Source organism: Halomonas sp. 111 (assembly GCF_052379685.1).
Taxonomy (GTDB): domain Bacteria; phylum Pseudomonadota; class Gammaproteobacteria; order Pseudomonadales; family Halomonadaceae; genus Vreelandella; species Vreelandella citrativorans.
In genome coordinates this window covers 1-25,539 of the sequence record NZ_JBQSYV010000009.1, presented here as the reverse complement: position 1 = coordinate 25,539, position 25,539 = coordinate 1, and the positions used below count along the sequence as shown (strand labels likewise).

30 protein-coding genes are annotated in these 25,539 nt (G+C 49.6%); all 30 read left to right on the top strand.

The genetic code is table 11. From position 1 onward, the window contains the following. The first annotated feature begins 424 nt into the window (after positions 1 to 424). On the top strand, positions 425 to 736 hold the full coding sequence (locus ACT3T7_RS08380; protein ID WP_444630672.1) for a hypothetical protein: 312 nt from the start codon (positions 425 to 427) through the stop codon (positions 734 to 736). Between the two features lie 277 nt (positions 737 to 1,013). Beyond that, positions 1,014 to 1,211, top strand: coding sequence for a hypothetical protein (locus ACT3T7_RS08375; RefSeq protein WP_444630671.1), 198 nt, complete (start codon positions 1,014 to 1,016; stop codon positions 1,209 to 1,211). Positions 1,212 to 1,458: 247 nt separating this feature from the next. Further along, entirely contained in the window at positions 1,459 to 2,514 is a 1,056-nt protein-coding gene (locus ACT3T7_RS08370; protein WP_444630670.1) for an AAA family ATPase, read from the top strand. Positions 2,515 to 2,583: 69 nt separating this feature from the next. Continuing rightward, on the top strand, positions 2,584 to 3,129 hold the full coding sequence (locus tag ACT3T7_RS08365) for a hypothetical protein (RefSeq protein WP_444630669.1): 546 nt from the start codon (positions 2,584 to 2,586) through the stop codon (positions 3,127 to 3,129). A gap of 95 nt (positions 3,130 to 3,224) precedes the next feature. After that, a complete protein-coding gene (gene bet, locus ACT3T7_RS08360; protein WP_444630668.1) occupies positions 3,225 to 4,337 on the top strand; it encodes a phage recombination protein Bet in 1,113 nt (370 codons plus the stop codon). A gap of 47 nt (positions 4,338 to 4,384) precedes the next feature. Further along, positions 4,385 to 5,377: a YqaJ viral recombinase family nuclease gene (locus tag ACT3T7_RS08355; RefSeq protein WP_444630667.1), complete on the top strand. Its 993-nt coding sequence runs from the start codon at positions 4,385 to 4,387 to the stop codon at positions 5,375 to 5,377. A 235-nt stretch (positions 5,378 to 5,612) separates the two neighbouring features. Further along, entirely contained in the window at positions 5,613 to 7,001 is a 1,389-nt protein-coding gene (locus ACT3T7_RS08350) for a DUF3150 domain-containing protein (protein ID WP_444630666.1), read from the top strand. Between the two features lie 123 nt (positions 7,002 to 7,124). Further along, a complete protein-coding gene (locus tag ACT3T7_RS08345) occupies positions 7,125 to 9,287 on the top strand; it encodes a VWA domain-containing protein (RefSeq protein WP_444630665.1) in 2,163 nt (720 codons plus the stop codon). Positions 9,288 to 9,396: 109 nt separating this feature from the next. Next, on the top strand, positions 9,397 to 9,951 hold the full coding sequence (locus ACT3T7_RS08340; protein WP_444630664.1) for a hypothetical protein: 555 nt from the start codon (positions 9,397 to 9,399) through the stop codon (positions 9,949 to 9,951). Positions 9,952 to 10,039: 88 nt separating this feature from the next. Continuing rightward, the gene (locus ACT3T7_RS08335) at positions 10,040 to 10,600 is read left to right on the top strand and encodes a hypothetical protein (RefSeq protein ID WP_444630663.1); all 561 of its coding nucleotides are present in this window, start codon (positions 10,040 to 10,042) and stop codon (positions 10,598 to 10,600) included. Positions 10,601 to 10,910: 310 nt separating this feature from the next. Further along, positions 10,911 to 12,665: a DNA cytosine methyltransferase gene (locus ACT3T7_RS08330; RefSeq protein ID WP_444630662.1), complete on the top strand. Its 1,755-nt coding sequence runs from the start codon at positions 10,911 to 10,913 to the stop codon at positions 12,663 to 12,665. A 325-nt stretch (positions 12,666 to 12,990) separates the two neighbouring features. Further along, positions 12,991 to 13,644, top strand: a complete 654-nt coding sequence (locus ACT3T7_RS08325; protein ID WP_444630661.1) for a hypothetical protein — start codon at positions 12,991 to 12,993, stop codon at positions 13,642 to 13,644. 297 nt (positions 13,645 to 13,941) lie between these two features. Next, positions 13,942 to 14,790: a hypothetical protein gene (locus ACT3T7_RS08320; RefSeq protein WP_444630660.1), complete on the top strand. Its 849-nt coding sequence runs from the start codon at positions 13,942 to 13,944 to the stop codon at positions 14,788 to 14,790. A 191-nt stretch (positions 14,791 to 14,981) separates the two neighbouring features. Next, complete coding sequence (locus ACT3T7_RS08315) at positions 14,982 to 15,491, top strand: tyrosine-type recombinase/integrase (RefSeq protein WP_444630659.1); 510 nt, start codon at positions 14,982 to 14,984, stop codon at positions 15,489 to 15,491. Then, positions 15,464 to 15,658: a tyrosine-type recombinase/integrase gene (locus tag ACT3T7_RS08310; protein ID WP_444630658.1), complete on the top strand. Its 195-nt coding sequence runs from the start codon at positions 15,464 to 15,466 to the stop codon at positions 15,656 to 15,658. The genes ACT3T7_RS08315 and ACT3T7_RS08310 overlap by 28 nt, the downstream gene beginning before the upstream one ends. A 70-nt stretch (positions 15,659 to 15,728) precedes the next feature. Further along, a complete protein-coding gene (locus tag ACT3T7_RS08305; RefSeq protein WP_444630657.1) occupies positions 15,729 to 15,992 on the top strand; it encodes an AbrB/MazE/SpoVT family DNA-binding domain-containing protein in 264 nt (87 codons plus the stop codon). Beyond that, a complete protein-coding gene (locus ACT3T7_RS08300) occupies positions 15,989 to 16,351 on the top strand; it encodes a type II toxin-antitoxin system PemK/MazF family toxin (protein WP_444630656.1) in 363 nt (120 codons plus the stop codon). The genes ACT3T7_RS08305 and ACT3T7_RS08300 overlap by 4 nt, the downstream gene beginning before the upstream one ends. A 7-nt stretch (positions 16,352 to 16,358) precedes the next feature. Continuing rightward, a complete protein-coding gene (locus ACT3T7_RS08295) occupies positions 16,359 to 16,628 on the top strand; it encodes a hypothetical protein (RefSeq protein ID WP_444630655.1) in 270 nt (89 codons plus the stop codon). A gap of 28 nt (positions 16,629 to 16,656) precedes the next feature. Further along, positions 16,657 to 16,971: a hypothetical protein gene (locus ACT3T7_RS08290; RefSeq protein WP_444630654.1), complete on the top strand. Its 315-nt coding sequence runs from the start codon at positions 16,657 to 16,659 to the stop codon at positions 16,969 to 16,971. A gap of 204 nt (positions 16,972 to 17,175) precedes the next feature. After that, entirely contained in the window at positions 17,176 to 17,502 is a 327-nt protein-coding gene (locus tag ACT3T7_RS08285) for a hypothetical protein (protein ID WP_427047098.1), read from the top strand. A 175-nt stretch (positions 17,503 to 17,677) separates the two neighbouring features. Continuing rightward, on the top strand, positions 17,678 to 17,944 hold the full coding sequence (locus ACT3T7_RS08280) for a hypothetical protein (protein WP_444630653.1): 267 nt from the start codon (positions 17,678 to 17,680) through the stop codon (positions 17,942 to 17,944). A gap of 318 nt (positions 17,945 to 18,262) precedes the next feature. Next, positions 18,263 to 18,670 (top strand): helix-turn-helix transcriptional regulator, encoded by a 408-nt coding sequence (locus ACT3T7_RS08275; RefSeq protein WP_444630652.1) that lies wholly within the window; start codon positions 18,263 to 18,265, stop codon positions 18,668 to 18,670. A 576-nt stretch (positions 18,671 to 19,246) separates the two neighbouring features. Continuing rightward, the gene (locus tag ACT3T7_RS08270) at positions 19,247 to 20,461 is read left to right on the top strand and encodes a hypothetical protein (protein WP_444630651.1); all 1,215 of its coding nucleotides are present in this window, start codon (positions 19,247 to 19,249) and stop codon (positions 20,459 to 20,461) included. A 21-nt stretch (positions 20,462 to 20,482) separates the two neighbouring features. Next, positions 20,483 to 20,869, top strand: coding sequence for a hypothetical protein (locus ACT3T7_RS08265; protein WP_444630650.1), 387 nt, complete (start codon positions 20,483 to 20,485; stop codon positions 20,867 to 20,869). Positions 20,870 to 21,124: 255 nt separating this feature from the next. After that, positions 21,125 to 21,424 carry a hypothetical protein gene (locus ACT3T7_RS08260; protein WP_444630649.1) on the top strand — a complete coding sequence of 100 codons (300 nt, stop codon included), beginning with the start codon at positions 21,125 to 21,127 and terminating at the stop codon, positions 21,422 to 21,424. 249 nt (positions 21,425 to 21,673) lie between these two features. Next, positions 21,674 to 22,252, top strand: coding sequence for a hypothetical protein (locus ACT3T7_RS08255; protein ID WP_444630648.1), 579 nt, complete (start codon positions 21,674 to 21,676; stop codon positions 22,250 to 22,252). Between the two features lie 1,565 nt (positions 22,253 to 23,817). Continuing rightward, complete coding sequence (locus ACT3T7_RS08250; RefSeq protein ID WP_444630647.1) at positions 23,818 to 23,982, top strand: hypothetical protein; 165 nt, start codon at positions 23,818 to 23,820, stop codon at positions 23,980 to 23,982. 107 nt (positions 23,983 to 24,089) lie between these two features. Further along, entirely contained in the window at positions 24,090 to 24,452 is a 363-nt protein-coding gene (locus tag ACT3T7_RS08245) for a hypothetical protein (protein ID WP_444630646.1), read from the top strand. Positions 24,453 to 24,549: 97 nt separating this feature from the next. Continuing rightward, positions 24,550 to 24,936 carry a hypothetical protein gene (locus ACT3T7_RS08240; RefSeq protein WP_444630645.1) on the top strand — a complete coding sequence of 129 codons (387 nt, stop codon included), beginning with the start codon at positions 24,550 to 24,552 and terminating at the stop codon, positions 24,934 to 24,936. Positions 24,937 to 25,012: 76 nt separating this feature from the next. Next, a complete protein-coding gene (locus tag ACT3T7_RS08235) occupies positions 25,013 to 25,480 on the top strand; it encodes a hypothetical protein (protein ID WP_444630644.1) in 468 nt (155 codons plus the stop codon). Positions 25,481 to 25,539: the final 59 nt, after the last annotated feature.

Genomic DNA, 25,539 nt, shown 5'->3' with positions numbered 1-25,539 from the left:
TTTTTACCAATCGAAGGGGCCCTGGAGAGGCCCTTAAAGGCATCAAACAGGAAATTGCATAATTTAATAAGGAGGGCGGCTCTACAACGTCTGAAGACTTGTCACGCTGAAGCGGCTCACATATAGTTAGTGGTGTTGAACTCTTAAGTTCACATCCCCGTAAGGTAGCTGACCTTCTCAAACATCCAGCATCCTCCCCGCCTTAGGCTGCATCTTGTATGTAGCAGACAGGCATTCTCGCTCCGCCCATGGCACTTCCTAAATCGCATTGCGATTTAGCGGCTGGTTGTTCAAGTCGTTAACCCTTGGTTCTACAACGCTGCCTTTTGGTAACGTATGTCTGTGCCGATCATCCCGTTTCGGGTTGATCGGCGCTTAATCCAGCACGTTATGTGCGCCTAATGCTCTCTGAGCTATGGAGTTTATGATGATCCCTTCACTATCTGTAAGCAACGCCCTCGGTTTGATCGTGGCTATCACTGTTCTTTCCCTGTTCGGCCAGGTTTTGGCTACCCAGTGGAGAGGCAAGATGTCTCGTTTCCAGGAGCGTTTGCTACATGCTCTTTGCACCTTGCAGTCTGCAGGTTTGCATTCTGCGTGGAAGCGTGAGGTTACGACTGCGAAGGTGTCAATCCTTCGGCCAGTTGACCCCATCAACGATCCACGTTGGGCAGCGTACGATGCACCGGCCTACCAGCGCCGTGGATTGACGCTTTCGTTTGAGGCTGAAAGCTAAAACGTTACTAATTCACCCGAATCAGTAACACCACCCTTTGACGGGACATGTTTCCCGTCAGGGGCATGTCTCGTCTCGACTATCGAGGCATCACAATGGATACAACTACCGTCGCTACAGCGATCTTCACACTTAGTGTGTGCGGCTACGTCTCTGTTGCATTTATATATAGCTGGGTTAATGGCTAGCTAACAGGTAAGTCCTGACCGTTTTACTTCCCTTTAGGGGCTCACTGCCCCTTGAGGGTATTGCGCCCCATTATTTCTGGAGCGCTACCATGAACCTACTTGAACGCCTTATTGGCCGTATTGTGACGAACTACCAGTCTATGGATCTAGTAGTCTGGTTATTTGTGCATTATGCGCTAATCCTGTTGGCCATTATCGTAGTGGCTAAAGCGATAACGTGGGCTCATGCACGTCTATCCAAGCCTAAGCGTCGGGTTTTGAAGCCCATGGCGCGTAAGCGGTACTGAAGTAATATGGCAAGCCCTCGGGCTTGCCATGCCCAATGACCCTAACACTGTAGATCGGTAAGCTTTTGGTCTGAAAAGTTCACCCATCACCAGTTTGTTGTGCCTAAGCACAATAAAATGAGGTAGCGCTGACCTCTTGAAATAATCAGCATTCTTCTCGCTATTATTAGCTCAAACCTTCCCTGTCGGGGGCCTTCCCCTATGGGGAATGATCTCTGTTTCAGGGAGCACTCTTTGGAGTTCTCTTATGACAGCCACAAACAACGCCAACGCCAATAAAGTGAATATCGCCAAAACATTTAATGTTTTGGTATCACCTAAGGCGGAAATGTTTCGCTTTCCCAACACAGACAACCCTTATATACCGACGACCTCACCGTCATACGTATTTCGGGCGACTGTATTAATGGAGCTTTTATCGTTTCTGAAACGACCTGATGGTGATGCCTTCTACATCACAGGGCCAACCGGTTCCGGCAAAACGTCGTTAGTACTTGAGACGGCGGGTCGCTTGAACTGGCCTGTACAATCTCTCACCTGCAGTGGCCGTATGGAAGCCTCTGATCTGATAGGGCAATACGTGCTTAAAGCTGCGAAACCCGGTGAAGAGCCGAGCATGTCATGGCAATACGGGCCTCTGCCTGTGGCCATGCGCTTTGGGCACGTTCTGCTTCTCAATGAAGTGGATATGATGCCGCCAGAAGAGCTCGCTGCCTTCAACGATGTGCTGGAAGGTAAGCCACTTGTCATTGGCGCCAACGGCGGTGAGGTGATTAAGCCTCATCCCATGTTTCGTGTCATTGTCACCGGTAATACGGTGGGTGCTGGGGACGAAAGTCAGGCCTACCAGGGTGTGATGATGCAGAACCTTGCTTCGATGGACCGGTATCGTATTGCCCAGGTGGACTACCCACCTGCGCATGTCGAAAAGGACATTTTAGCTAATGCAGGTACCAAGGTGCCTGAAGCGCTTCTGACAAGTATGGTGACGTACGCGAACGAGGTACGTGCATTGTTCGAGTCTGGCAATCTGTCCGTTACGTTCTCGACGCGGACCCTACTGCGCTGGTGCCGGCTGGCCTCGCGCTTCAGGGCTAGCGTTGATCCGTCCGGAAAGACGAACGGTATGGGCTATGCACTCGAAATGGCGCTTTTGCGTCGAGTGGGCGATAAGCCCGAGCAGCGAGCTGCCATGCTGCAATTAGCAAAGGATGTATTTGGTCAAGACAGCTGGGTAGAGGGAGTTGTGGCTGAGCCGGAGCAAGCAAACACTGCAGACGCCACTATGGCTGAAGCGGCGTAACGGCCAACCCGAACGGCCGCACCTTAAGTGCGGCTTTCTGTCTATACGGTACGCATGTGGAGATCCAATATGTCGAACGCTAATTCGCTTTGGTGCTGGCTGTTGCGAGTGAACGAAGTGTCAGAAACCCATTGTCCTGACAATGCGGAAGTCTTGCTGGTGAAGGCGCTAACAGAGGGAGCCGGTCGTTTAGGCCTTCCCCTGGCGCAAGAGCCTGATACATCTGGTTGTATGTTCTCCTGCGGTGGTCTAAAAATTTATTCCTCCAATGGTGGTGAGAATAATACGATCAGCGATGCCGGAGAGGGCGGTGGCGAGGTCCCCTGGTCCTTGGGGCATCGTCCATTTCTACTCATGCACTTTGCAAGTAGTCGTCTCAATGCGCAATTCACCATCAACGAGCGTGGCGAGCCCAAGCTAATGATGTCAGACGAAGCGGTTAGGCCTGTTCCAGAGTTCAAATTCTGGGCGGACTACGAAGCTTTTTTCGATCCTTTGGTTGAACAGGGGATTGATCTATCTGAGGTGAAAAAAGACTTGATTTCGCTTGGACTTATCCAGGGGCCGCTTTCCTTCGGTCTCGACGATGACGACGATAACGACTTCATTCTTTAAAACCTTCTTTAATATGGCGGCTTTCCGCCTTACCCCTGGGGGGCGCCACTCCTTCGGGGGTGGTGTTCTCTCCAAATTACATGATGGAGTGAACCATGACAGCATCAACTCAAACCGCTTCTGCAGCGTCTTCATTTGTCGTCCAGATGTCTGAGCGCTATGGCATCGATCAAGACAAACTGATGGATACGCTAAGGAAAACGGCCTTTAAACAGCAAGACAAGCGTGAAATTACACATGAACAGATGGCCGCCATGATGGTGGTCTGTAACGAGTTCAAGCTGAACCCCTTCATCAAGGAAATTTATGCTTTCCCCGATAAGACGGGTGGCATTATTCCTGTGGTGAGTGTGGACGGCTGGGTAAGCCTTGTGAATCGCCAGCCCACGTACGAAGGGGTTGAGTTCGTGTATTCCGATCGGTATGTGCATATGGAAAATGCACGCAGTCCAGCCCCGGACTGGATCGAGTGTTGGATTCATCGGAGCGATTTGGCCAAGCCGGTTAAAATTCGTGAATTCCTCGATGAAACCTACCGGTACACCGGTTCGATACGTCCATGGCAAACACACCCCAAGCGTATGCTTCGGCACAAGGCGTTGATTCAGTGCGCTCGCATCGCCTTTGGGTTGCACGGGATATACGACGAAGATGAAGCTGAGCGTATTATTAGCCCTGAGCAAGGTAACGGGGATGATATCAATACGCTGCACGCCCCGCTTTCTGTCGAGGTCAAGACACAGCTCGATGAGGTACTGACTCAATTGGTCGAGCAATGTCGATCTAAAGGTAGCTTTGCACCTGGTCGTGAGTGGATTAACTCTCAACCGGATGCGGCCGCTCGTGAGTATCTAAGCGAGCAGCTGGCTAACGCCGAAGCACAGAGCTCAACGCTGGTATCGGATAGTGAACAGTTGCCTGAACAGTCTGTTTCATCGCATACCAATGCGCATGTAACACAGAATGCCTTGGCACAACGATCATCCGCACCTAGCGCTGACACTAAGGCGTCCTCCTCTGATGAAGTAACCGAGAAGCTGAAGACGGCTACTGCGGAGCTCATTAGTGCTTGTCGTCACCAGGGTGATTACTCGCTTGGCTATAAGTGGGTCGAGTCGCGTTTGTCGAACCCCGTTCAACAGCAGTATGTGCGTGATGCTTTGGATATCGCTCAAGGCGAGGATCAGAAGCTTCAATCAGCTGCTTAACCTCCACGTCGATAGGGGCTCTTAGAGCCCCGTCATAGGTGATCCCGATGAAATACGTCGATTTGGAGCAAGGCTCCACTGAGTGGCGCCTCTGGCGCACTCGGGGGATAACGGCAACGGATGCCGCGGTACTTCTTGGACTATCGCCTTACAAGACGCTGTGGCGCTTGTGGGCCGAAAAATCCGGGTACGCTACCGAGGTTGATCTAAGTCTGAACCCGCTGGTGCAATATGGCAGGCGCAACGAAGCTGTGGCCCGACGTCAATACGAGGCGCAGGTGGGGGAGCTAATCCTTCCCGCTTGTGTGGAGTCGACTCGGATGCCGCTGTTCAGGGCGTCCCTGGACGGTGAACGCAGTTCCAATGAACCAGTAGAAATCAAGTGTCCAAGTGATGCGGTTTGGCAAGATGTGAACACTCATGGTCGAAACAGTCGTGAGTTTAAATATCACTATTGCCAACTACAGCATCAATTGCTTGTCACTGAGTCTCGCATCGGATGGCTTATATTCTGGCACGCCGAACACGGCTTGCTGGAATTCAAGGTTGAACGTAATGACACCTTGCTGCGTGTGCTCGTACAGAAGGCACGGGAATTTTGGAACATGCTGGTATCGGGTGTCGAGCCTGAGAAAGACCCCCAGCGCGACCTTTATTTCCCTTCTGATGATAATCAGGCTGATGCCTGGATCAAAGACGCGCAGGCTTACCGCCAAGCGCAAACCGAGATCGACGCTCTAAAGGCTCAGGTCCTGGAACTGGAGAAACGTCGAGACAGCTCATTATCTTCACTGAAGAAAATGATGGGGGAGTACTTCCATGCTGAGTATGCCGGCGTAATGGTGACTCGCTACAAGTCGAAAGGGAAGGTGAAATACTCCTCTCTGCTCGACGACTTGAAGCAGCAGGGTGTGAAAGTAGACGAAGACCGTTATCGCGGAGATCCTTCTACGCGCTACCGAGTGACCGTCACTGATGCTTTGGCACCACGTAACATTGTGGACAGAAGCGTGTTAGCGCCTCTTGACGCAATCTCATAAGCAAGCGATGCTTGCTCAACAAACGGGGGTATACCCCCGTTTTCTTAATGCCTTTGCCGGCAGAGACATTAAGAAAACGCTTTATCGCTCTTTAGCGATGAATGTGGCAGCACTGACCACACAAAATAACCAGTATTTTTCCTTTCGCAGCTTGCTGCATTACCTCGCCCAATGGGACACATACTCCCATTGGGGGTGTGTGTCTTGATTGGGCTTTTCTCATTTGGAGAATCCCATGACAACACTCGCAACCTTGAACGTGAAAACCCTGAACCAACTTTGTGTGGTCCATGCGGACTTCAACATCTGGTCTGGTAAAACGCGTCTTCGGCCCGAGGATATCAAACTCGGAGCCGGAGGCGAGATACCTCCTGAAAAACTGGCCAGTCTTGGCAACAAGAAAATTTGTGAACCGTCGGCGCTCAATCCTTTCAACTCGTTGAAAACCGCTTGTCTTCGGTTTTTGCGCCATTACGGCTTACGCTTCATGAACGGCTATGCCATTCCGGCTGACAAGCTCGACTACGTGGAGAGTCAACTGGAGACTATCAAAGCGCAGTTTCTCACCGAGCGTCAGGACTTTCTGGATGCTTATGAAGCAACTGTTGAGAAGTGGATCGATGATAATCCAGAGTTTGCTCAGTCTATTCGTACCGGCAGAATGCCTATCGATGTGGTCCGTGAACGTATTGGGTTTGAATACACGATCTACAACATCAACGCCGTCAACGAGAAGTCAGCTGACCAGCTGTCTCGTCAAATGGATTCACTTACGAGCGATCTCTACTCAGAAATTGAGAAAGAGGCCAACAATTTCTACCACAAGTATTTGAACGGTAGAAAGGAGCTCAATACCTCGACCAGGGCTACCCTGGAAAAGCTCTACGACAAGATCGACGGCTTAAGCTTCATGAATGCCTCGCTGGAACCCTTGGCCACGTTGCTGAAGGAAACCATCGATGGCTTCGAGTCGCATAAGGTTAAAAGTCGGATTGAAGGCGCATACCTCTACCAGGTAACCACCGTGGTTTTGATTTGTGCCGATCGTGAGAAAATCCATGGCTATGCCGAGGGAAGTGTGACCGTTGATTCAGTCACTTTCAGTGGGGCAGGGCTTCTTGATGATGCCCCGGCTACCGCTGAGTTACTGACTCCGACTCAGCACTCTTTGATGTCAGACGAAGAGACCTCAGTAACTGCTTCACAAGAGCAGGCTGGCGCAGATGTTTCTGAGCCGGCTACCGTCTCTGAAGTCTCGTCGAATACTCCCGCCGACTCTTCTTCTGCGCTACCTGTCGATCTTCTGGGGGATATCGCATCATTTTTTGCTGATTACACAGTGAAAAGTGAGCAATCCGATACAGTGAGCGATGCCGTGCCAGAAAGGGATGCCATTAAGCAAGAACCTGAACCAGAAGCAACTCAGGCGTCTACTGCTAGTGAAGTGAACTCCGATGCTAATTTGGACGAAACTCACGTTGAGCCTGCGCATTCGTTCGCAAGTGATTCTCTAGCCAACCTGCTGGAAGAAATGGGCGCTATGCCGAATGACACCTCTGCTGACTTGTCAGGAGAAGCGTTGCCGGTGTTCGATATGGACGACATCGATGATGGTGCCTGGTAACTTGCCTGTCACCTTCGCTTAACCAATGGGGTTTGACGCCCTTTATCCTGAACGCGTTTTTTGACGCTGATAGCACCACACCCTTTTGGGGTGTGGTGTTTTCTCATCTACTGGTGAAATACCATGACTGATCGTAAAACCTTGCATAACGCGCTGCCCATTCTGTGCGCTGCGTACTCGCAAAAAGTAGGTGTACCGATCGTTATAAGTGGACAGAGCGCTTATACCGACGGGAATACCATCGTTATTCCCAACATACCTGAATCATGGGGCAACTATGATGCTCTCTGGGGCTATCTGGCTCACGAATCGGCGCATGTTCGTTTAACAGACTGGGATGTAGTGCCCACTAAGAAAGGGCTCGTTCATAGCATGTTCAACATTACGGAAGATTGTCGTATCGAGAGAGCGATGATCAAGCTTTATCCGGGGATGTCGCATACGTTGAATGAAGTCGCGCGATACATGTCTCGTGCCGGACATTACGCTATTCCGAACGAGCAAACCCATCCGGTTATTATACTGGAGGCGTACTGTCTCTATTATCTCCAGACACGATACGTTGGGCAGCAAGCCATTGAGCATGAGCTTAGGGAAACCGAGAAGGTTTTTAAGACAGTGTTTCCCCAAGCTGTGTATGTGCGTTTGCAAAGCCTTTTCCGTCGGGTACCTGATATGGAAACGTCGCAAGACGCTATGGATCTAACCATGGCCATCCTTTCGATGCTTCAGGATGAGGCAAATAAGGCACCTGAAAATCCCTCCCTGAATCCACCCAAGCCACAAGTGGGTGATAACGGCCAGAAAGGTAATGACCCGAAGGGTGATGACTCAGGCTCAAGCCAGGGTAACGGCCAGAAAGGTGATGACCCGAAGGGCGATGACTCAGGCGCTAGCCAGGGTAACGGCCAGAAAGGTGATGACCCGAAGGGCGATGACTCCGGCGCTAGCCAGGGTAACGACCAGAAAGGTGATGACTCGAAGGGCGATGACTCAGGCGCAAGCCAGGGTAACGGCCAGAATGGTGATGACCCGCAGGACGATGACTCCGGCGCCAGCCAGGGTGACGGCCAGAAAGGTGATGACCCGAAGGGCGATGATTCCGGCGCCAGCCAGGGTAACGACCAGAAAGGTGATGACCCGAAGGGTGATGACTCAGGCGCCAGCCAGGGTGACGGCCAGGAAGGTGATGACCCGAAGGGTGATGGCCCGCAGGGCGATGACTCCGGCGCCAGCCAGGGTAACGGCCAGAAAGGTGATGACCCGAAGGGCGATGACTCAGGCGCAAGCAAGGGCAACGGCCAGAAAGGCGATGGCTCCGGCGCAAGCCAGGGTAACAGCCAGAAAGGTGGTGGCCCGAAGGGCGATGACTCAGGCGACAGCCAGGGTAACGGCCAGAAAGCAGTAATTCGGGCCTTAGGGGCTGGCGAAGATGATCACCTGCATGACGCATTTGATCGCTTTCGCTCTGATCTTGAGTCCTCTTCCGACTCAGAGCCGCCTCTATGCACGAAGATTCACATGCCTGGTGATGCTCATTCGATGGGTGGCCAGTTGGCATCTGATCTGAAGCAACGCACGCGCCTAGTGTCAACGGCTATACGCTCCCAGCTAATGGGACTCGTACAGTCAGCGAAGCGCTCCAGTGTTAGAACGGTACGAAGTGGTGGCCGTCTAAGTGGTAAACACTTGTCCCGCTTACGTCGAGGAGACACACGTGTCTTCCAGAAGCGTACGGAACATGAGCAGCCGAATACTGCCGTCCATCTTCTCGTCGATATGTCGAGATCAATGGTGGTCGGTGAGTCGACTGAACGCCCCCCTTATGTGGTGGCAAACGAAGCGGCGTTGGCATTAGCAATGGGCTTAGAGGCAATCCCAGGAGTTAATCCGGCCGTTACTTACTTTAGTGGGGGGTATCAACCGTTGCTGGCCGCGGTAAAGCACCAAAAGTCAGTGACAAGAAACGTTGACCGCTTTAGTGCTATCCCGAGGGGGACAACCCCAATGGCGGAGGCGGTCTGGTATGCTGGGTTTGAGCTCTTGCAGCAAAAGGAGCCACGAAAACTCATCATTATTGTTACCGATGGCGACCCTGACAGTGGTAGTGCGATGAAAGATGTCGTGCAACGCTGCCAAGGTTCTAACATTGAGTTAATCGGAATCGGCATAGAATCTAATGCGATTACTGAGTTCTTGAGTAATTCAGTCGTCATTAACAATGTCGAAGAATTACAAAGCACCCTATTTAGTCTCATTGGAAAAAGCCTGCTTCGCGCATCGTGAAGCATCAACTAACAGCCCCTTCAGTAGAAGGGGCTTTTTTTTGGCTCTAACTATCTACTCAGGTAAAATTGATGCAAATCGATAAACTGATCTTAACCAAGGTGCTTTCATGAATAGCGGCAATGCGGACTTTCTAAACACAATCTCCTCGGATGATCGAGATTTCATTCTTAAGTCAATTGCCAAGCATTATGGTATTACTTCGAAAGAAGCACTTGCCGAAGTTACAAGAGATGAAGCCGAATGGCTTTTAGAGTACATGGTGGAGCCAGCGAGAAGTGCTACATGGAGGCTTATGAAAGATATGGGTTTTTGTAGTGAAGGCACGTTCAACTCTGCAACGAATCAAGAAGACATGACCATAACACCAGATCGACAACAACATCCAGGTGTTGAGCATTTCGAAGTACGCTTTCTAAACCAACCCACCGAGAATATACGCGGCGTTGTCACTCTAGTTTTTCCCGTAACTAGGCTGAGAGGCGAGCGACAAGAGAAAGCTGATGAAAGGATTGCGTTAGCCACACTGTACACAGATAAACCGCCTTCGTTATTAATGACGATACCATCCTCCATAAGACTGGAAGATCTACCAGAGCTCGGCACCGCATTACAGAATTTTTATGCAAAAGTTAATCTGGAACATCAAAAAACAACTGCATGATGCCATGCTCACAATATACATTTGTATATGTTTGAAGTATTTTGAGCATAGACCTGAAATTATTATATTTAAAAATTAAAGTGTAAAAATGAAAAAAATGTATAAGTACATCCGTGGTAAAGTAAATTGTCTAAAAAAAATTGGCAGAGGTGTTCATTCTTTCTTTGGAAATTGCCTTAATGGAATTGGCAGAGGTGTTTGCTTTTTCTTTGAAAAAATGCTGGAGCCTTTATACGAATATGCGTTATACGAGCTGACAAGCAAGGCAGGTTATAGCGCAATGTTCAAGGCTTTTTTGCTGCTGATCACACTTTATACTTTATCGATTTATGAAATTTCAAAAGTGGTTCTCGATGTAGATATGAAACTTTATGTTTCAGAGGTTCAATCACTTGTTTCGGAAGCAGAGTCGGACAATGGAGCGACGCATAAAATTATTATCGATGATAAGCTGTGTAGGTTTGAACCTATATCAAAACCCTCGCAAAGGTTGGAAAGTTACCGACAGAGTATTATCGAGACTATTAATAATACCTTTGCAGAATTCCGCAGATTAGTTGAAGTGCTAATGTACATTTTTGGATTCATAAGTGTAGCGGGGTTCGCACTTCATCCTTTTTTGCATAAAAAGAAATTTTCAAGGCGTTGAACTGATTCTGGGAGTTAATCCAACGGTTGGCGAGTCATTAGCCTGGACTACTACACGACCATAGGTCACGCATGAATGTTAAAACGCGGTCACGTGGTCGTCGCATGCGTCGATCGAACCTGGTATATTGATATTTCAATCGCCTATGCGATCTGAAGTGGTAGCGCTGGCCACTGTAATCTAACCAGCATTCTTGTCGTAGTATTGAGGCGCCTCTTTCTGCCTCTCCTTAACCACTCTCCGGTCCTATCGGGCGCTTTATCCCGATAGGGATGAAGTGCTCCAGGTCCTATGCCCATGGAGCTTTATCATGACCTACATCGTCAATACTGCGCTTGGTAATAACCGCGGTACGCCGCGTATTTGGCTAGAAGGCGCCAAACTCTCTCGGGAGGGCTACGCCCCAGGCCGTACGTACGACATGACCATAGCCAAGGCGAAGCTGGTAATTACGCCTAACCCTCGTGGCAAGTACGTCATCAGCAAGAAAACCCGTAACGGTAAACTCATTCCAGTAATCGACATTACCCGTCAGGACCTGGCTGAGCTATTTGATGGAGTGGAAGCTCTTCGCGTGCTTGTCACCGAGGGTAAAATCGTCATTACGGCACATCACCAGCATGCCAAGGTTAAGGATCGCGTCGACAGGCTTATGTCTCGTTTACAGTCCAACCAACCTTTGCGTGTGTGCTCGTTATTCCTGGGTGGGGGCGTGCTGGATTCCGCCTTCCACTCAGGGTTGGAACGTGCCGGCATTAGCAGCAAAATTGGTGTCGCGGTCGAAATAGAGCGTGCCTACCTGGAATCCTCGATCCTGAACAATCCAGAACTCTGGGACTCGGCCTCAATACCCATTGAATCGCCCATTCAGCATGTCAATCTTGGACGCAATCCACCTCAGATGGACGTCGTCATAGGTGGAATTCCTTGTACTGGCGCCTCTCGATCAGGAAGATCGAAAAACCAGCTGGAATTTGCGGAATCTCATGAAGCCGCTGGCGCGATGTTCTTTCACTTCTTAAGCTTCGTTGAAGTGATAAATCCCTCGATCGTCCTCATTGAGAACGTTAGTGAGTATGCCAATACTGCCAGTATGGCGGTCATTAGATCCGTACTCAGCTCGCTGAACTATGAACTCCATGAGCGTATTCTCGATGGCAATGAGTTTGGAGCACTTGAGGCGCGTAAGCGTTTGTGTGCAGTGGCCATTACGAAAGGCTTAGGCTCTTCGTTTGATCTGAGCACGGTCATGCCACACGTCACTAAGCCTTCAAAACTGGCGGACGTGCTTGAGGATGTTCCAAAGGACTCGGAGCGTTGGAAACCCTACTCATATCTGGCCGATAAGGAAGTGCGTGACAAAGCGGCTGGTAAAGGGTTCGCCCGTCAGTTGCTCACTGGCGACGAAGGGTTTTGTGGAACGATTGGTCGTGGATATGCAAAATCGCGTAGCACAGAGCCATACATCGTTCATCCAGACGGTTGTGGCCTTTCCAGGCTTCTGACACCCGCGGAGCATGCGGCCGTGAAGGGGATACCTTTCCAGCTTGTGCAGGGGCTAAGTGCCAATAAAGCCCATGAGATTCTTGGTCAATCCATTGTCTATCCCGCGTTTGAGGCAGTAGCCATGGCCCTTGGCCGGGATCTACTTGCGACAGCAGGAATCGATAATAGCCGATACCAAGAAGTCTTAGTTGAAACGCTGGACCCTGAAAATGATGGGTTTATCGGTGGAGACGATCTGGGCGAAGGCTTGGCACTGATTGATACACACACAGGACGTGTAAGCTTGGTCGCTGAAGGACGGCAACCCGGCTGGCCGATCAGCATTTGCGACGATACCATTTCCGTGCGTACCAAGGACGGAATGGCACGAACCCTCCAGGCGATCAAGCCGGGCCCTGAGCCTGAGCTTGAAAGTAACCTGGATTGGCGGATACAGGAGCACGTACGGCAACACGGTGACTCCATTTTCGTCGATCTAAACAGTGAGCAAGGACGCCTTCTTCTCGAAGACCTGAATCAACCATGCACTAGCCAAGATACCTTTCTGGCGGCGGCATGATTTCAGTCCAATACCACGTGATTACTGCAGGCTCATGCCGTCAGTGATTCTTTCGCTACCCTTAAGGGCAACATTCCTTGAGGGGTTGTTGCCCTTATTTTTTAGGATGCAATGACTATGATAACCAAGATGCCAATTCCGACTATGTGCCCTTTGAACAAGGTGAACATACCTGGCTGCTAAAAGGTACGTTTACCCTCAAAGCCGCTTAGCGTTCCCAATCTCCAACTCTGAGCATCGTACCCGGTGCTATTTCTAACCCTATTGGGGCAGACCATTCCCGTTAGGGTGGCTGCCCCTGTTTTTCTATGCAGGAGCAATTCTAATGATATTAGGTGAAGTCACTGAACCAAAGGCTGTATTGAGCCAGTTGTCCACCTACGTAGGCCTGTGGCAAACAGTGGGTCCTGAGTTTGGCCCGCTGCTTGGTAGCGAGGTTCTGTTGCCGAAACGTCCCGAGCACTGGAGCTTGAAAGAGCTAGCGGCGTTTAAACAGTCGCAATCCCGACTAGGCCGTTCTCACAAGCAAGAGTTTGAGCGCCTATGGGAAGCGGTTTACAAAGCTCGTGGTCATGTCTTTGGTGATAACTATTGGCTTAGACGCTCTAAAAGCTTACCTGCCGATCTGGTGCGTGAGCTTGAGCGTGAATGGCTAGACCTAGAACCTCAGGTGGCACGTGCAGCGATTGCCCGCACTCGACCTGGTATTTCTCCGGAAGCTGTTCTATCGGGAGCCAGTTTGTATGAAGCGTGCAAAGCTTTAGCTGTTCGTGCAAAAGGGGCTGATCATTTACCTGTTCGGGGAATAGAGCATATTGAGTTCCCCCTTAAAGGTGCAGATTGGCCTTTCAAGAACGACGGGGAGTACGTAATGCTGCCGTTTGGCATCATGGTCGTAAAGGTCAAAAAGTCGTTCTACATTCGCTCGACTTACCGACACTGGTTTTCCGGCGTTGAAAGTAGCTGGTTACGTATGTGAGTAGGCGCTTGTGTTCATCTGAAAGCCCTTTTTGCTGGAGGTGGCGCAACCATAGCGAGTATCGTCTCCGCCCGGTTTACCAGGCGGTATTTTTTATGCCTGAAATTTTCCTTTTACCGATAACTTGCACGAATTTATTATTAATGACAGCATTTACGGGTGCTTCTTCGACAGCACGACAGCCCACCATGGCGAAGTCCGATTGAGGACAGTCGATTTATCCTATCTTCTACGCATGATCCTTCCTGGGACGTGTTTTGTGGGCTGAACTCAACGCCAGGTAAACGGAACCATGCCATGCCTGTAAATGATCACCTTCGATTCCCTTCAGGGATCACAGTCCAGCAAGCTAAAAAAGATGCCAGAGCTTTGTCAAAATCCAAGGAGATACCGCGTAGCGCGGCATTGGATATTATTGCTCAAAGCAATGGCGTTGCTATGCCATGGAGTAACGCAGTCGTATGGCTTGCTGAGAAAAATGACGTAGTGGCATCGTTTACATTGCCATTGCCTAGTTCCCACAATCATATTGTCGATGTGCCTGAATATGCGCCAGTTGTAGTGATTACAGGCGATGCGGGATGTGGGAAAAGTATTCTTTCTCTTGAGCTAGCTAAGCAGCACCTTTCTAAGCATCCCAATGCAAACCTCTACAGGTCATCACCCATTGGTAGGAGACCAACCGAGCCTTCTGAAGTCTCACGCTCTTTGCACATGCCTGAACACATGCTCGTAAGCCTGGAGAAGAACTATCCTGGAAGGGTAAAGGTCATGACATTTGAACCCGAAAGTGTCTTCCCTGTTGATGCCCCGGCGGGCTCGCTGATTCTGGTGGATGATGTTTCGCTTAACCCTACATTTGCAGTCGACTTCTCGAAATGGAGAAAGACCGCACTCGCTCGAGGGCTAGTGCTAATTGTCTGCTGCCAGTCTCCATCAGAAGTATTTCAACCCGCTGTTCCAGCGGACGTTGGCTTGATGATAATGGGGCGTACCAAGTATTTGCGAACCCCCTTATTTGATATCCCAGGCATCAGGCAATTGAGCCAAGTGCTAGCAGAATTACCCAATTACGGAAATTTTTTGGCCGCGCCTTTAGTTGGGAACTGGGCCGGCATCATACGTTTACCAGCTCCGAGCCTCTAGTTAATCGCGCCGGCTTCGAGCCGGCCTTTTTGAGCGTTCCATACTCTCTTCTTCCTCAAAAGAAGCAGTTTGTAGCCTTGGCACATTTTCCTAGAACGGGCTTGGTTGCTGGTGTTAGGCTAATGTGGAGGCCTCCAGGCAACTCTCTCAGGAATGCACGCGATTAAACATCAATCCTGACAGAGGGCTTTATGGCCACACCTTCCCGCCAAGCTACTTCGCTTCGACCAGGGCAGTTTCGCCACTTAATTCGTGTCGCGGGCGTCACTGGCCGTATGCCACAGCGCGACCAAATGTTGCTCTGGATAACGCATACAACCGGCATTCGCGTCACAGAGCTAGCCCAGCTACGTATAGACGATGTTCTCCTTCCTAGCGGTGCCGTCCGTGCAGAGGTGTATCTGCGAGCCCAAATCACCAAAGGCTGCAAAGCGAGAAATATTCATTTCACCCATCCTAAGTGCGTGCAAGCCATTGAGGCGTGGCTTGAAGTGCGCCACCTCCGGCAGTGGGGATGCTCTCAAGAAACCAGCTACAGAGGCTTTCTTCCGCATAGCAAGCTGGTACTCACTCACAAAGGCCAGGCCTTCGAGCTGGCTACCAAAAAGCGATTATTGGACACAGGCCCTAAAGATATACGTCGTGCGATTCGCTACAGCAGACATTTAGCCGCTTGTATCGACAAGCGGGAATCAAGCTAGGTAGCAGCCACAGCGGTCGTCGTACCCTCGCGGCTCGGGTACTTGCAGCAACAGGTGATATTGAATCGGTGCAGGCCATTTTAGGTCACTCCGAGCTAGATCATACAAAGCCCTACCTTTCTGTAGACCAAGACACCATACGCAGAGCTTTCGAGGTAGCTTTGTAGATACTAATGTTGACACGTATCGTCCCAAAAGCTAGAGTAGCTACATAAGTAGCTACATTGGAGTGTCAGAATGAATAGCGAAATTAAACGGTGGGGCAATAGCGCAGCAGTTCGCCTATCAAGCAAGGTGCTTGCACAAGCCAACCTTGACGTATCTACGCCCATTAGCATTAACGTTCGTGCCGGTAAAATCGTCATCGAACCGTTGGTTAAGAAGCGGAAAATGCTAAAACTGCCTTTCTCAGAAGCTGAGTTGCTGCGTGGATTAACACCAGAAAGCGCCCACGCTGACGAACTAGCAACGCCATCATCTGCCGAAATGGGGCATTCATGAGTAAGTATGTACCCAAGCGAAACGACATTGTATGGCTTGATTTTGAGCCAACGAAAGGTAAAGAAATAGGCAAATATCGACCTGCTCTAGTTTTATCTTCTGAGGAATATAACAAGCAGAGTGGCTTGATGATCTGCTGCCCAATTAGCACCAGTGTTCGGGGTGGTGTAACAGAGGTTCCTGTTAATAATCTGGATCAACCCAGTGTTGTTGCTGCAAGCCTTATTCAGACACTTGCTTGGCAAGATCGTAGCGTGAAGTACATTGTCCGTGCAGAGCGGGGCGTAATGGATGAAGTTCTGGTAAGGCTGATCCCGCTAATTGGGGCTGACAGCGTTATAGAAAAATTTGTTGAATAGGAATGTAATGAATAACTGGATGAAAGATAACCTATCAAGTGTGTTCAATCTCTTCATGATAGCAGCACCCTCGGTCTATCTTGTCTACTTGCTAGCAGAGGTTGTTATAAACGAGTTCCCTGGTGTGGTGCCGCACTGGTTCCAAATTGCAATAACTATGGTTTATGCATTGATTGTCATCGGCCTTGTTCTGGCTGAGATAGCTAGACGTGCAACAGAGGAAGCCAATGAGTCCTACATAAGGAACAGCACAAAGCCCAATAAGAAAACCCATTAAAAATTTGATCAAGGAAAAGGGGGCAAGTGTGCATAATCTTTTGGAAAAAATAAAAACATGGGTTCTTGTTCATAAAAGATTCCCTTATGAAGGGTCTATTGCGGATAGTGAAAATCTGGCCGAGGCGCACGTTAAGCTAGCAATTTATTTTGCTTACAGCTGTGTCTGTATCGGATTGCTCTTGTTCCCATTGGGGCTACTGGTGACCTTAGGAGTATTTACACCGGCTACGCCTGGCTATAACCCAATTTGGGCTTCCTGTCTCGTTACAGGTTTAGGGCTTCTAGTAATCCAGTCTATGCATATAGCTGCAACCTTATGTCCAAGCTCTGATAAAAAATAGGAAAAGGGGGTACGCAGATAGTGACTGGGTTCATGTACCTGGCGCACCGGGATGCGAGATACGCTCGCACAAAGGAGAGCTGATAAACCATCGTTTTGAGTATGTTGAGAGCCACCAAGATTCTAAAATTCTTATTGAAGCGGGCACAACTTTGAACAGCGATTGTTTTCCCGATCCGAATATACCGAAGTCATAGGAAAACCAATGCCATTGACTGATTATAAATTTTGCGGAAAGGTCGAATTGGAACTCGTAGCCAACAAGAAAACCGTGCAGGGAAGCAACAGCAAATTTGATTTTTGGAATGGCAAGGACTGGCCTATTCCGGTTGGCTCGTTAGCAGATGGAACCACCCCTGAAAGTTCCAATGTGGAAAATGCATCATTTGAAATTTCCTTGGTCTGCGTTGCTAACGGATTTCTTGCTGGGCAAACAAAAGAAGTTTCAGTATTGCAAGGCGGTCGGGGGATTTTCATATATTGCCAAGAGCATGTGGCTTCTAGGCATGTGATTGAATGCATCCCTCTTTAATGTATTGCTTGCACGACAATTAAGATGATCAAGGAAAACTGTAATGATTACCGCTTGCTAAAGTGATACACGCTCTTCCCCTGTGTGCCTAGCCTCCTGAAACAATTAGGGGGCTCGGCAGATGACCGCGAGAAGCTGGCCCAGGTCGACGACTGGAAGTGTTAGAGGAAAAGTAATGAAAACTGATCAACATCGTAACGCGTATTCACGCACCTTGGCAGGTGCGATGTTGGAATTTAATACTGCAATTGAGCGCCGTGACAAGGCTTATGCACATATTCAGTACGTACTCGCTTGCGGGATGGTCGGTGGAGCCACTCTGTCTGGTGGTATCAGTAAACAAGCTGGTCTGAGATTACTGAAGAAGCTGGAAGAAGCCCGAGCGGCTTTTATGACTACCTTTGGCGAAGAACCAAAGGTTCCTATGCCATCGATCGATTAAGGAAAAAGCCCTGGGCGTGCCGAGGCTTTCGATAGCGGCTCAAGTGGGCCGCTGCAGAAAGCATCTAAGAATGGAAAACACATGACGCCTGATTCTGAGTTTCCCAGATCAGTCTCAGGTAGGGCAGGAATTTGCATGCGCTGGGTGGCTAGCATCAGTCGGCCATACCCATCCCAGGCTCGCTATTTCAATAGGCCAGTTAGAGGCAATAGCCCTTGAACCACAAGAAAGCTGGCCGAAGCTACATGCTTCGTCTCAAGAAGTCATAGCCAAGTTACGGGCTACTGCTACGACGCCAAACTGATTAAGGAAACCTCCATGTTTGCTGCTAAATTGAAAGAATTACGGCTCGCTCAAAAAATGAATAAGGCGGAGTTGGCGCGTAAGATTGACGTTTCAGATGTAGCTATTTCGTATTGGGAATCAGGTAAAATCAAAAGCATTACCCATGAGAAACTGCTAAACCTGGCTTCCACCCTCAATGTGCTTGTTTCAGAGATTATCGAAGACCCGCTACTGCCTCAATACCGGGCCGATCTGGCAAGAAAGGCGGTTGAGGCGGTTTCCGAAACAAAAGGCGGAAGCTTTGCTCCGTTAGAGGCGATAAATTTTGCACTGACCCTTGAGGCCCCGAAGGCGTTCCTAACAGCTTGGCAACTAAGCGACTGGGAGTTGATTCGCCAAGAGTGGCCACAAGCGCCCGATACGATATATCCGCAGGCTTGAAGATGAGTCAAGGGCAAAGCCAGTCTTGGCACGCCGGGGCCTTCCGGTAGCCGGTCTAGTAAAGACCGTTTGTCGAAAGTAACCACCACAATGGATTCCACAGCATGACAGAGCAAGCAGCTACGCCAATCTCAGAGCTGACAGAGATTGAGCAAACAATCTCTACCGGTACGTCCAGTGTAGAGCTGGCATGCCCGGAGTGCAGTGCTCCGCGTTATCATTTCGCAACTTCCTGGCAAAAGATCAATCCAGATGGCGTATTCATTGTCTCGCCGGCAGTTACCTATGGAGTAACGTGCCCTGCATGTAATTGCGACTTCCTGTTCAAGCCACACTTTGAATAGCTCAAGGAAAAGCCCCTGGCTGGCTAGGGGCCTTCCGATAGCCGATCATCAAGTCGGCCTCTATCGAAAGCATCCACTGAGAGGGGCGTGGGTGTGAATTTTCCAAGCGCCACGACCTGTAAGCATTTTAAACTGGGCTAGGTAAAGTCCCTCAGGTTGCAAAGCAGCGCTTGTTTCAAGGCCTTTGGCCGGTCATGACTTATGCGTAGTATGTTCAATAACAAGGATCACGATGGCACTGAATATCATTACTGGAATGCAGCTTTCTTACGATGCGGTTGATGCACAAGCATACGAAAACCTGCCCAAAGCTCTGGGGTTACTGGATACAGTATCTCGCCAACAAAAATTCATACATTTAGACAGGGTGCAGCGTATAGCCTCTGAATTTCCTTTGCTGGCGGGAGTCGAGGTCGAATATTGCGAACTCTTTTCGGAGTATATTCAAGCGTCCGATCTAAGTGATAACGACAAACGTGCCATGAAGATTAACTTCTGTAACCACCCCTGTGCAGTAATTCTGTACCCACTCCCGAAGCTACTTATAAGTGACGGCCTTGACGGGCTTCCCGAGGATGTTCGAGACACCGCTCTTCGCCATGAAATGGTGCATCTGGAGCAGCTAGTACGCGGAGATACTTGGCTAACTGCTGAAGAGGGTGAGGGGCAATACTGGAAGGGTGAGTACTTCCCTATTATGGATATCAATGGTGGACTTGCTCAGGGTGACCCCAGGGCGCTTTATCATTATTTAGCTCTACCATGGGAGCAAGAAGCGTATTGTCGAACAGAGGGGGAACTCGCCTACCGGCTCAAGTTGCAGGCTGTTAAATGCCGTCTGGTGGCGTTGGATATACTCAATATACTGGGAGAGCATCAATATGAATATCAGGAAGATTATGTTTGTAATGTTACCAATGCCCTTCGTACTTTGATCTGTACTGCCCAAGACCTCGCTGCCGATCAACCACCGACCTCAACAAACCCACGTCACGACATCGTGACAGCAGTAGAGAAATTGCATTTTAATATTTATCTGGACGACGCCAATATGTTGGGACAGTTGGTCGATGAGCTACTTGATGGAGCAACAGGGCAGAACGTAGCATGGCATCCAGACAACCAGGTATTCTACGACTTGGTTCGTGCTGGGAAGGCAGTGGTTGACACATCGGCCGTGAACATTAAGCAAGCAACATTAACGCAATTGGATCTGCATAACGTTCCTTTCCCAGATTGGTTCGTACCTCGGTTTTACGTTAAAGAGGTGGCGGGTGGTTACGATGGCTGTTGTTTTGTCCATGATACAAAACCACATTTTGTAAATGGTCAGTGGAAAAGTTCAGGAAGCACGTATGAAATTGGCGTTTCAGAAACAGACCACGATAACCCCCCATACTGCCGCGGGCTGACTCACGAAGACTTCCTGTTTGAGATAGTGAACTGATCGAGGAAAGGAGCTAACACGATGCAAGTAGAGACGTTGCCGAACCAGCAAGTTACCTGGGGCGCCCTCAGCGATTCCATCGAAGAATTTAGTGACTGGCAGAAGCGGGCTGGCCAGGAGTTCGCTAGCGCCGAAGCGGAGCTGCTGGCCTACCTGACCGACCAGCTTCAAGCCGAGGCTGCACCGCTTGTCGGTGCCCGCTTCAATCACCCCGTCCTGGGGCTTCTGAGCCACATGAGCGAGAAAGGGAATCGGATGCAGGAGCTGATGTATGCCTATTTGGCTATTACCGTCGCCCAGGACTGTGAGCCTGCGCAGCGTCTGATCGCTGGCCAGCGCCTTCAGCCAGGGTTGCACCCAGATTACATTAATGAGACGCAGTGCTACGTTGACAACCACTGCGAGTGACTGTGGCCGGGCTATTCGCCAGTCGACTGCAACTACCAAATTTAAGGAGATAAAATGAAAGAATTGTTTTACTTATGCATGGGAACACTACTACTAAGCTTTATAATTATAGATGGAAGGAGGGCTTTCAGCAGAAAACCTTTAAGAACAATCAAGTTGGATGAGTTTGAGGATAGACCGCTACAAACGTGGACAAGACGCAATCCACTAAATCCCATTGACACTGATTTTTAATAAAATGAGATAGGAAATGTTGTGGCCACTCTGACATTAGCCCTGAAGGGTGAGTACTTTGATGAGATTAAAGCGGGCACTAAAAATGAAGAATTTCGCCGTGTTACGCCGTATTGGAAAAAAAGGTTGGAAGGGCGTCAATATGACAACATTGAGCTTACCCGTGGTTACCCTAAGCGCGGTGATAGCACTAGACGATTGACGTTACCATGGAAGGGATACCGGCTAAGAAACATTACGCATGCTCACTTCGGAACCGAAGAGGTTGAAGTATTCGCCATCAATGTGACTCGCCAGGATAGTGAGGCCGGTCCCGATTAATAGCCTCGCAACGACATAGGAAAAGCCTTGGGGCTATCGTGGTCCGATTTGAGCGTGAGCCATTAAGCTCCCGGAGAAATATTGCCTAGAGTATTGTATTACGCTACCTTTGGGCAATTCTCACTCTTTAGTGAGTAATCGTGGTAGCGCTGACCACGCAAAACTATCCAGCATTTTCCTACCTCGCCATTCGGGCACTTCACCCGATAGCGGGAGAAGTGCCTAGGCATTCTGCAAAGGGCATTTCTCATGACCGATCTAACTCTTTTCTCTACCCCTGTTGACCCAACACGTCTTGACGTTGGAACGTTGTTGATAAGAAAAAAACCCTTCTTAAATGATCACTCAGACGGTGAAGAGCGCGTTACCCATGACGGTTCTCTATGGCGCATCGAACAGCCCATGGGGCGTGACGGAGGTTACAAGCTAGTCTGTGATGATACTAAAGTTTGGTCATTCGCCATGGCAGAGACCTTGCTTTCTGAGTATCACGTTCTCCCACCTGACTTCAAACGATTGATGGTATCGCTGGCAAGTAGCTCCGTCCGGCCTGGCTTTGAAGCTCTCCTTACCTCATTCCTAAACCAGCTCAAAGAACCTATTAACGCGGTAGATTCGCTGGATATTCGTACTCAGCGATTTGAGGCGGTTTTGAAGTTTTATGCTATGTTACGGGGTGACGCTGATTTTGATGTTCAATCGATGCTAAGTGACTTGTTATGCGACGGTATGCATTTTGCCGTAATAGATGACAATGATTTTCTTCATGCAATTGAAACTGCTGAAGATAATTTCCTCGCTGAAACGCATGCTGATGTCGAACGTTAAGCCTTAACCCGGATCTTCTTATTCCCTCCCTAAGGGCACAACTTCTCAATTGAGAAGTTGTGCCCTTTGTTTTTTTATGGCGACTAATGAGATCAGGTCAAAAGGTCCTGCTAAGCTGGCAGAAGCTGGACAAGTGCTATACTGGCGCGCCCCGCGTATGACAGAGGATGTCAGTCAGGTGAAAGTACAATCCCTACTGGTGTCTGGGCGGGAGCTCTCAGCCTTCAACGCAAGCATGATCTTGTCGGTAACAGATGGCATCGACGTAATTAAACGCAACAGCGAACCTCAAACCTAACTGGCGGTTGTTCGTAGCATCACAGAATTGGCGTACAATGCCTTAACCAATGTCGAGTTTGAATAAATGAGTTTAACTTTGCGCAGTGAAACAAAATCTCTGCTTTGGACCCTGGCGATCTTATGTTCTCTGTACCTCACGGTGGTGGGTTACATTTCCGTTCGATCCGACCGCCTCTCAATGCTATGGGAACTCTCTTTCTACCCGTTACTCTTGGCCGCTCCGAGTATTATCTCCTGGCTAACCACGTCCGGTGGTTACTTCAAGAAAGCTGGATATGCATTGACCTTGGCTCTCGGGCTTGGTCTAGGATATATAGCCCTTTCAGGTGTCGAACGATTCTGGTGGGTAAATGGGGATACCTATCCTCAGTGGCTATCGCGCTCGTTGCCAACTGATGCACAATCTGTCCAGGACCTTTCTCTATTATGTGAAGGCCCACTGGAAATATATGAGAAGGGCAATGGTGTGTTCGTCCGCTGTGGCTGGATAGGCTTGGAGAGGCGCGTCTGGCAGATTGACACTGGTCTTTGGACTTCAATGTCAGAGACTTTCTCTAAAGATACGAGGGAACAAAATGTTGAGCCGTAAGCATTCACTTTATTTATTAGCGCTGTGTTTGCCCCCAGCTTTATCAATGGGAATTGCGTATGGCCAGCTCCACAGCGAAGCCTCTCAATCAGATTATGCGTTTATCAATGCTAACTGGGAGTTTGTCGATGGAGAGACTCTCCTGGACATAGAAAACAGCTTCAATGAGTCCGGAACCATAACCAGTCGGCAGGCGATAAGGTTTCGCCAGGCAATGCTTCAGGACGTGGGAGCACTACGAATACCCACAGATAATCACTCAACCCGTTCCGAGGAGAGAGATAAACTCGGAAAGAACGTGGACTCAATAGGGAATAGTTCTTCTTCGTAGATTTTCAGCGTATAGCAGTAGCTGTAGTCAATAAAGTTATATGGACTTCGCTTTCGAACCGCATTTACAAGCGGGCCCTTATACGCTGATAGCACCAACGCCAATTCATCGTGTCACCTTGGGCTCACTCAATAACTCCATCGAAGCTTACTGGGCCATCCTCCGTTAATAGGGGATGGAACCCTCAAATGATCATGCTATATTAGGCATTCATTCGCTCATCAGCGAACTGACGTGGTAGCACTGGCCACGCTAACCAACCAGTATTCTTGCATTACACTACCTATCCCTTCCGGGCTCTTCGCCCTTATGGGGATGAGTCCGATCTTGAATTGGAGCTCATCCATGTCACAGAACGTCATACTTGATCTCGAAACTGCCGATTCCATCATTGAGAACCTTCAGGACTACCTAACACTGGTAAATGCTGACGATATTCATGATGAAATCAACGGCCTTATCGAGAAGCTTGATCCCACTTCTTCCGAACCTTCCGCTGCACAGGGCTAGCCTACGTGCACCGAAGTGAACGAATCCCTTTGCCCACCGTGGCATACAACGTCTTGATCTCGGCCCGTTAGGGTCACGCTTAAGCGTAACTACCTTAGGAGAACACCATGCCTAGCGGAAACACACATGACTCTGAAATGATTCATGGTACACAGGCTATAGTTCCATTGGTCGCTGAATCGTCACTTGAGCCAGCGGTACACCTATCCGTTGACTGGTTTGAACATGCCCTCTTCCGAAGTTGGGCTGATCAGGCTCGACTCAAAGGGACAGCAAGCTGGGGTGTCGATGGTCACGACGCTGAGGGTTATCCCGACATATTTGTCGGCGTTGATCCTTCGCTCAATGGCGAAGGCACTGATAGCGACATGCCAGCCCCATATTGGGATGCCTTGATGCAGAAGGTTCGGTACCACGTACAGAAGGATGCCACGCGCAATCATATCCTTGTACGTATCTCTCCCCTTTGACTATCGGGTAACAATCTTTACTCGATTCTTTCCCTTCACGGGCCTTACTTCCCGTTAGGGTGGTGAGTCCGTACTTTCCGAACTACGGAGCATGAACATGACCCAATCCACTACAGCTACTGCTACAGAGCAGCGCGCCTACGCTTATGCGTTTTCTCACTACTTCATCATTGCCGATAAGTGGGACGATCCTGCCAAGCATTACGAGGCCTATACCAGACTTTTGACTTACTACAACGACTTTGCCGATCTGGACGAGTCAATCGCGAATGTATGGCATAAGTTTGAAGAGATCGGGCTGGATATTGTTCTACAAGAACTCGAAGCCATGGCACAAGCCATTATCACTATCACGACCAAGTCGCTTTACGATTGCAAACTTGGTTTGGTGGAGAGTGCTATCGAAGGAACACTTCCGAGCGACTTCAACGACCTGGACATGAAGGCCTTGGCGCAAGCCGGGCACGACATCCATACCGCATAAAGCTTTAACGCATTATGACCCAGAGGGTAGTTACTCCCTTTGGGGGTAGCTGCCCTCACGTTTTGTGAGGTGTGCTATGACAAACTCCAGCCACAAGAAACTTTCGGTACTGCGCAGCGAGATTCAGCTCGGGTTTGATTTCAGTTTTGATGTCGATCTTGAGCTTTCTGACCGACCTACGACTCTACGATCGATTGGTCGCAAGGTGGTTCCATTCCCAGCCCCTAATGTTGCCAAACCCTTGCCGGCTGAGCCAGCAAAAAGGGGGAGGGGACGCCCGGCCGAAGTGAATAGCAACGACTATCACTGGACAAAAGAAGACATCATCTCCATGAGAGTGCATCTTCTTGTCACTACGCTTGATTCTCTTGCCGATCCCCGGATAAATCACGAGGAGATGCTGGAATGGATCAAGTCTGATGAACTAGGCCCTTTCACGTTTTACGTTTGCTGCAGTGCTGCCGAGCTCGATCCCGATGACCTGCGCGATGCCTTACTTTCAAATGTGGAAGACGCCCCCTGGTTTCACTCTGACTATTTATAACCCACATGGTGGGCCGTCCTTCCTTCGGGGAGGCCGGCCCACGGTCCAACCCCAAGGAG

Excerpts from the sequence above, each read along its gene's own strand:
- ACT3T7_RS08380 (WP_444630672.1), top strand. The coding sequence starts at position 425 with ATGATGATCCCTTCACTATCTGTAAGCAACGCCCTCGGTTTGATCGTG.
- ACT3T7_RS08375 (WP_444630671.1), top strand. The coding sequence starts at position 1,014 with ATGAACCTACTTGAACGCCTTATTGGCCGTATTGTGACGAACTACCAG.
- ACT3T7_RS08370 (WP_444630670.1), top strand. The coding sequence starts at position 1,459 with ATGACAGCCACAAACAACGCCAACGCCAATAAAGTGAATATCGCCAAA.
- ACT3T7_RS08365 (WP_444630669.1), top strand. The coding sequence starts at position 2,584 with ATGTCGAACGCTAATTCGCTTTGGTGCTGGCTGTTGCGAGTGAACGAA.
- bet (WP_444630668.1), top strand. The coding sequence starts at position 3,225 with ATGACAGCATCAACTCAAACCGCTTCTGCAGCGTCTTCATTTGTCGTC.
- ACT3T7_RS08355 (WP_444630667.1), top strand. The coding sequence starts at position 4,385 with ATGAAATACGTCGATTTGGAGCAAGGCTCCACTGAGTGGCGCCTCTGG.
- ACT3T7_RS08350 (WP_444630666.1), top strand. The coding sequence starts at position 5,613 with ATGACAACACTCGCAACCTTGAACGTGAAAACCCTGAACCAACTTTGT.
- ACT3T7_RS08345 (WP_444630665.1), top strand. The coding sequence starts at position 7,125 with ATGACTGATCGTAAAACCTTGCATAACGCGCTGCCCATTCTGTGCGCT.
- ACT3T7_RS08340 (WP_444630664.1), top strand. The coding sequence starts at position 9,397 with ATGAATAGCGGCAATGCGGACTTTCTAAACACAATCTCCTCGGATGAT.
- ACT3T7_RS08335 (WP_444630663.1), top strand. The coding sequence starts at position 10,040 with ATGAAAAAAATGTATAAGTACATCCGTGGTAAAGTAAATTGTCTAAAA.
- ACT3T7_RS08330 (WP_444630662.1), top strand. The coding sequence starts at position 10,911 with ATGACCTACATCGTCAATACTGCGCTTGGTAATAACCGCGGTACGCCG.
- ACT3T7_RS08325 (WP_444630661.1), top strand. The coding sequence starts at position 12,991 with ATGATATTAGGTGAAGTCACTGAACCAAAGGCTGTATTGAGCCAGTTG.
- ACT3T7_RS08320 (WP_444630660.1), top strand. The coding sequence starts at position 13,942 with ATGCCTGTAAATGATCACCTTCGATTCCCTTCAGGGATCACAGTCCAG.
- ACT3T7_RS08315 (WP_444630659.1), top strand. The coding sequence starts at position 14,982 with ATGGCCACACCTTCCCGCCAAGCTACTTCGCTTCGACCAGGGCAGTTT.
- ACT3T7_RS08305 (WP_444630657.1), top strand. The coding sequence starts at position 15,729 with ATGAATAGCGAAATTAAACGGTGGGGCAATAGCGCAGCAGTTCGCCTA.
- ACT3T7_RS08300 (WP_444630656.1), top strand. The coding sequence starts at position 15,989 with ATGAGTAAGTATGTACCCAAGCGAAACGACATTGTATGGCTTGATTTT.
- ACT3T7_RS08295 (WP_444630655.1), top strand. The coding sequence starts at position 16,359 with ATGAATAACTGGATGAAAGATAACCTATCAAGTGTGTTCAATCTCTTC.
- ACT3T7_RS08285 (WP_427047098.1), top strand. The coding sequence starts at position 17,176 with ATGCCATTGACTGATTATAAATTTTGCGGAAAGGTCGAATTGGAACTC.
- ACT3T7_RS08280 (WP_444630653.1), top strand. The coding sequence starts at position 17,678 with ATGAAAACTGATCAACATCGTAACGCGTATTCACGCACCTTGGCAGGT.
- ACT3T7_RS08275 (WP_444630652.1), top strand. The coding sequence starts at position 18,263 with ATGTTTGCTGCTAAATTGAAAGAATTACGGCTCGCTCAAAAAATGAAT.
- ACT3T7_RS08270 (WP_444630651.1), top strand. The coding sequence starts at position 19,247 with ATGGCACTGAATATCATTACTGGAATGCAGCTTTCTTACGATGCGGTT.
- ACT3T7_RS08265 (WP_444630650.1), top strand. The coding sequence starts at position 20,483 with ATGCAAGTAGAGACGTTGCCGAACCAGCAAGTTACCTGGGGCGCCCTC.
- ACT3T7_RS08255 (WP_444630648.1), top strand. The coding sequence starts at position 21,674 with ATGACCGATCTAACTCTTTTCTCTACCCCTGTTGACCCAACACGTCTT.
- ACT3T7_RS08250 (WP_444630647.1), top strand. The coding sequence starts at position 23,818 with ATGTCACAGAACGTCATACTTGATCTCGAAACTGCCGATTCCATCATT.
- ACT3T7_RS08245 (WP_444630646.1), top strand. The coding sequence starts at position 24,090 with ATGCCTAGCGGAAACACACATGACTCTGAAATGATTCATGGTACACAG.
- ACT3T7_RS08240 (WP_444630645.1), top strand. The coding sequence starts at position 24,550 with ATGACCCAATCCACTACAGCTACTGCTACAGAGCAGCGCGCCTACGCT.
- ACT3T7_RS08235 (WP_444630644.1), top strand. The coding sequence starts at position 25,013 with ATGACAAACTCCAGCCACAAGAAACTTTCGGTACTGCGCAGCGAGATT.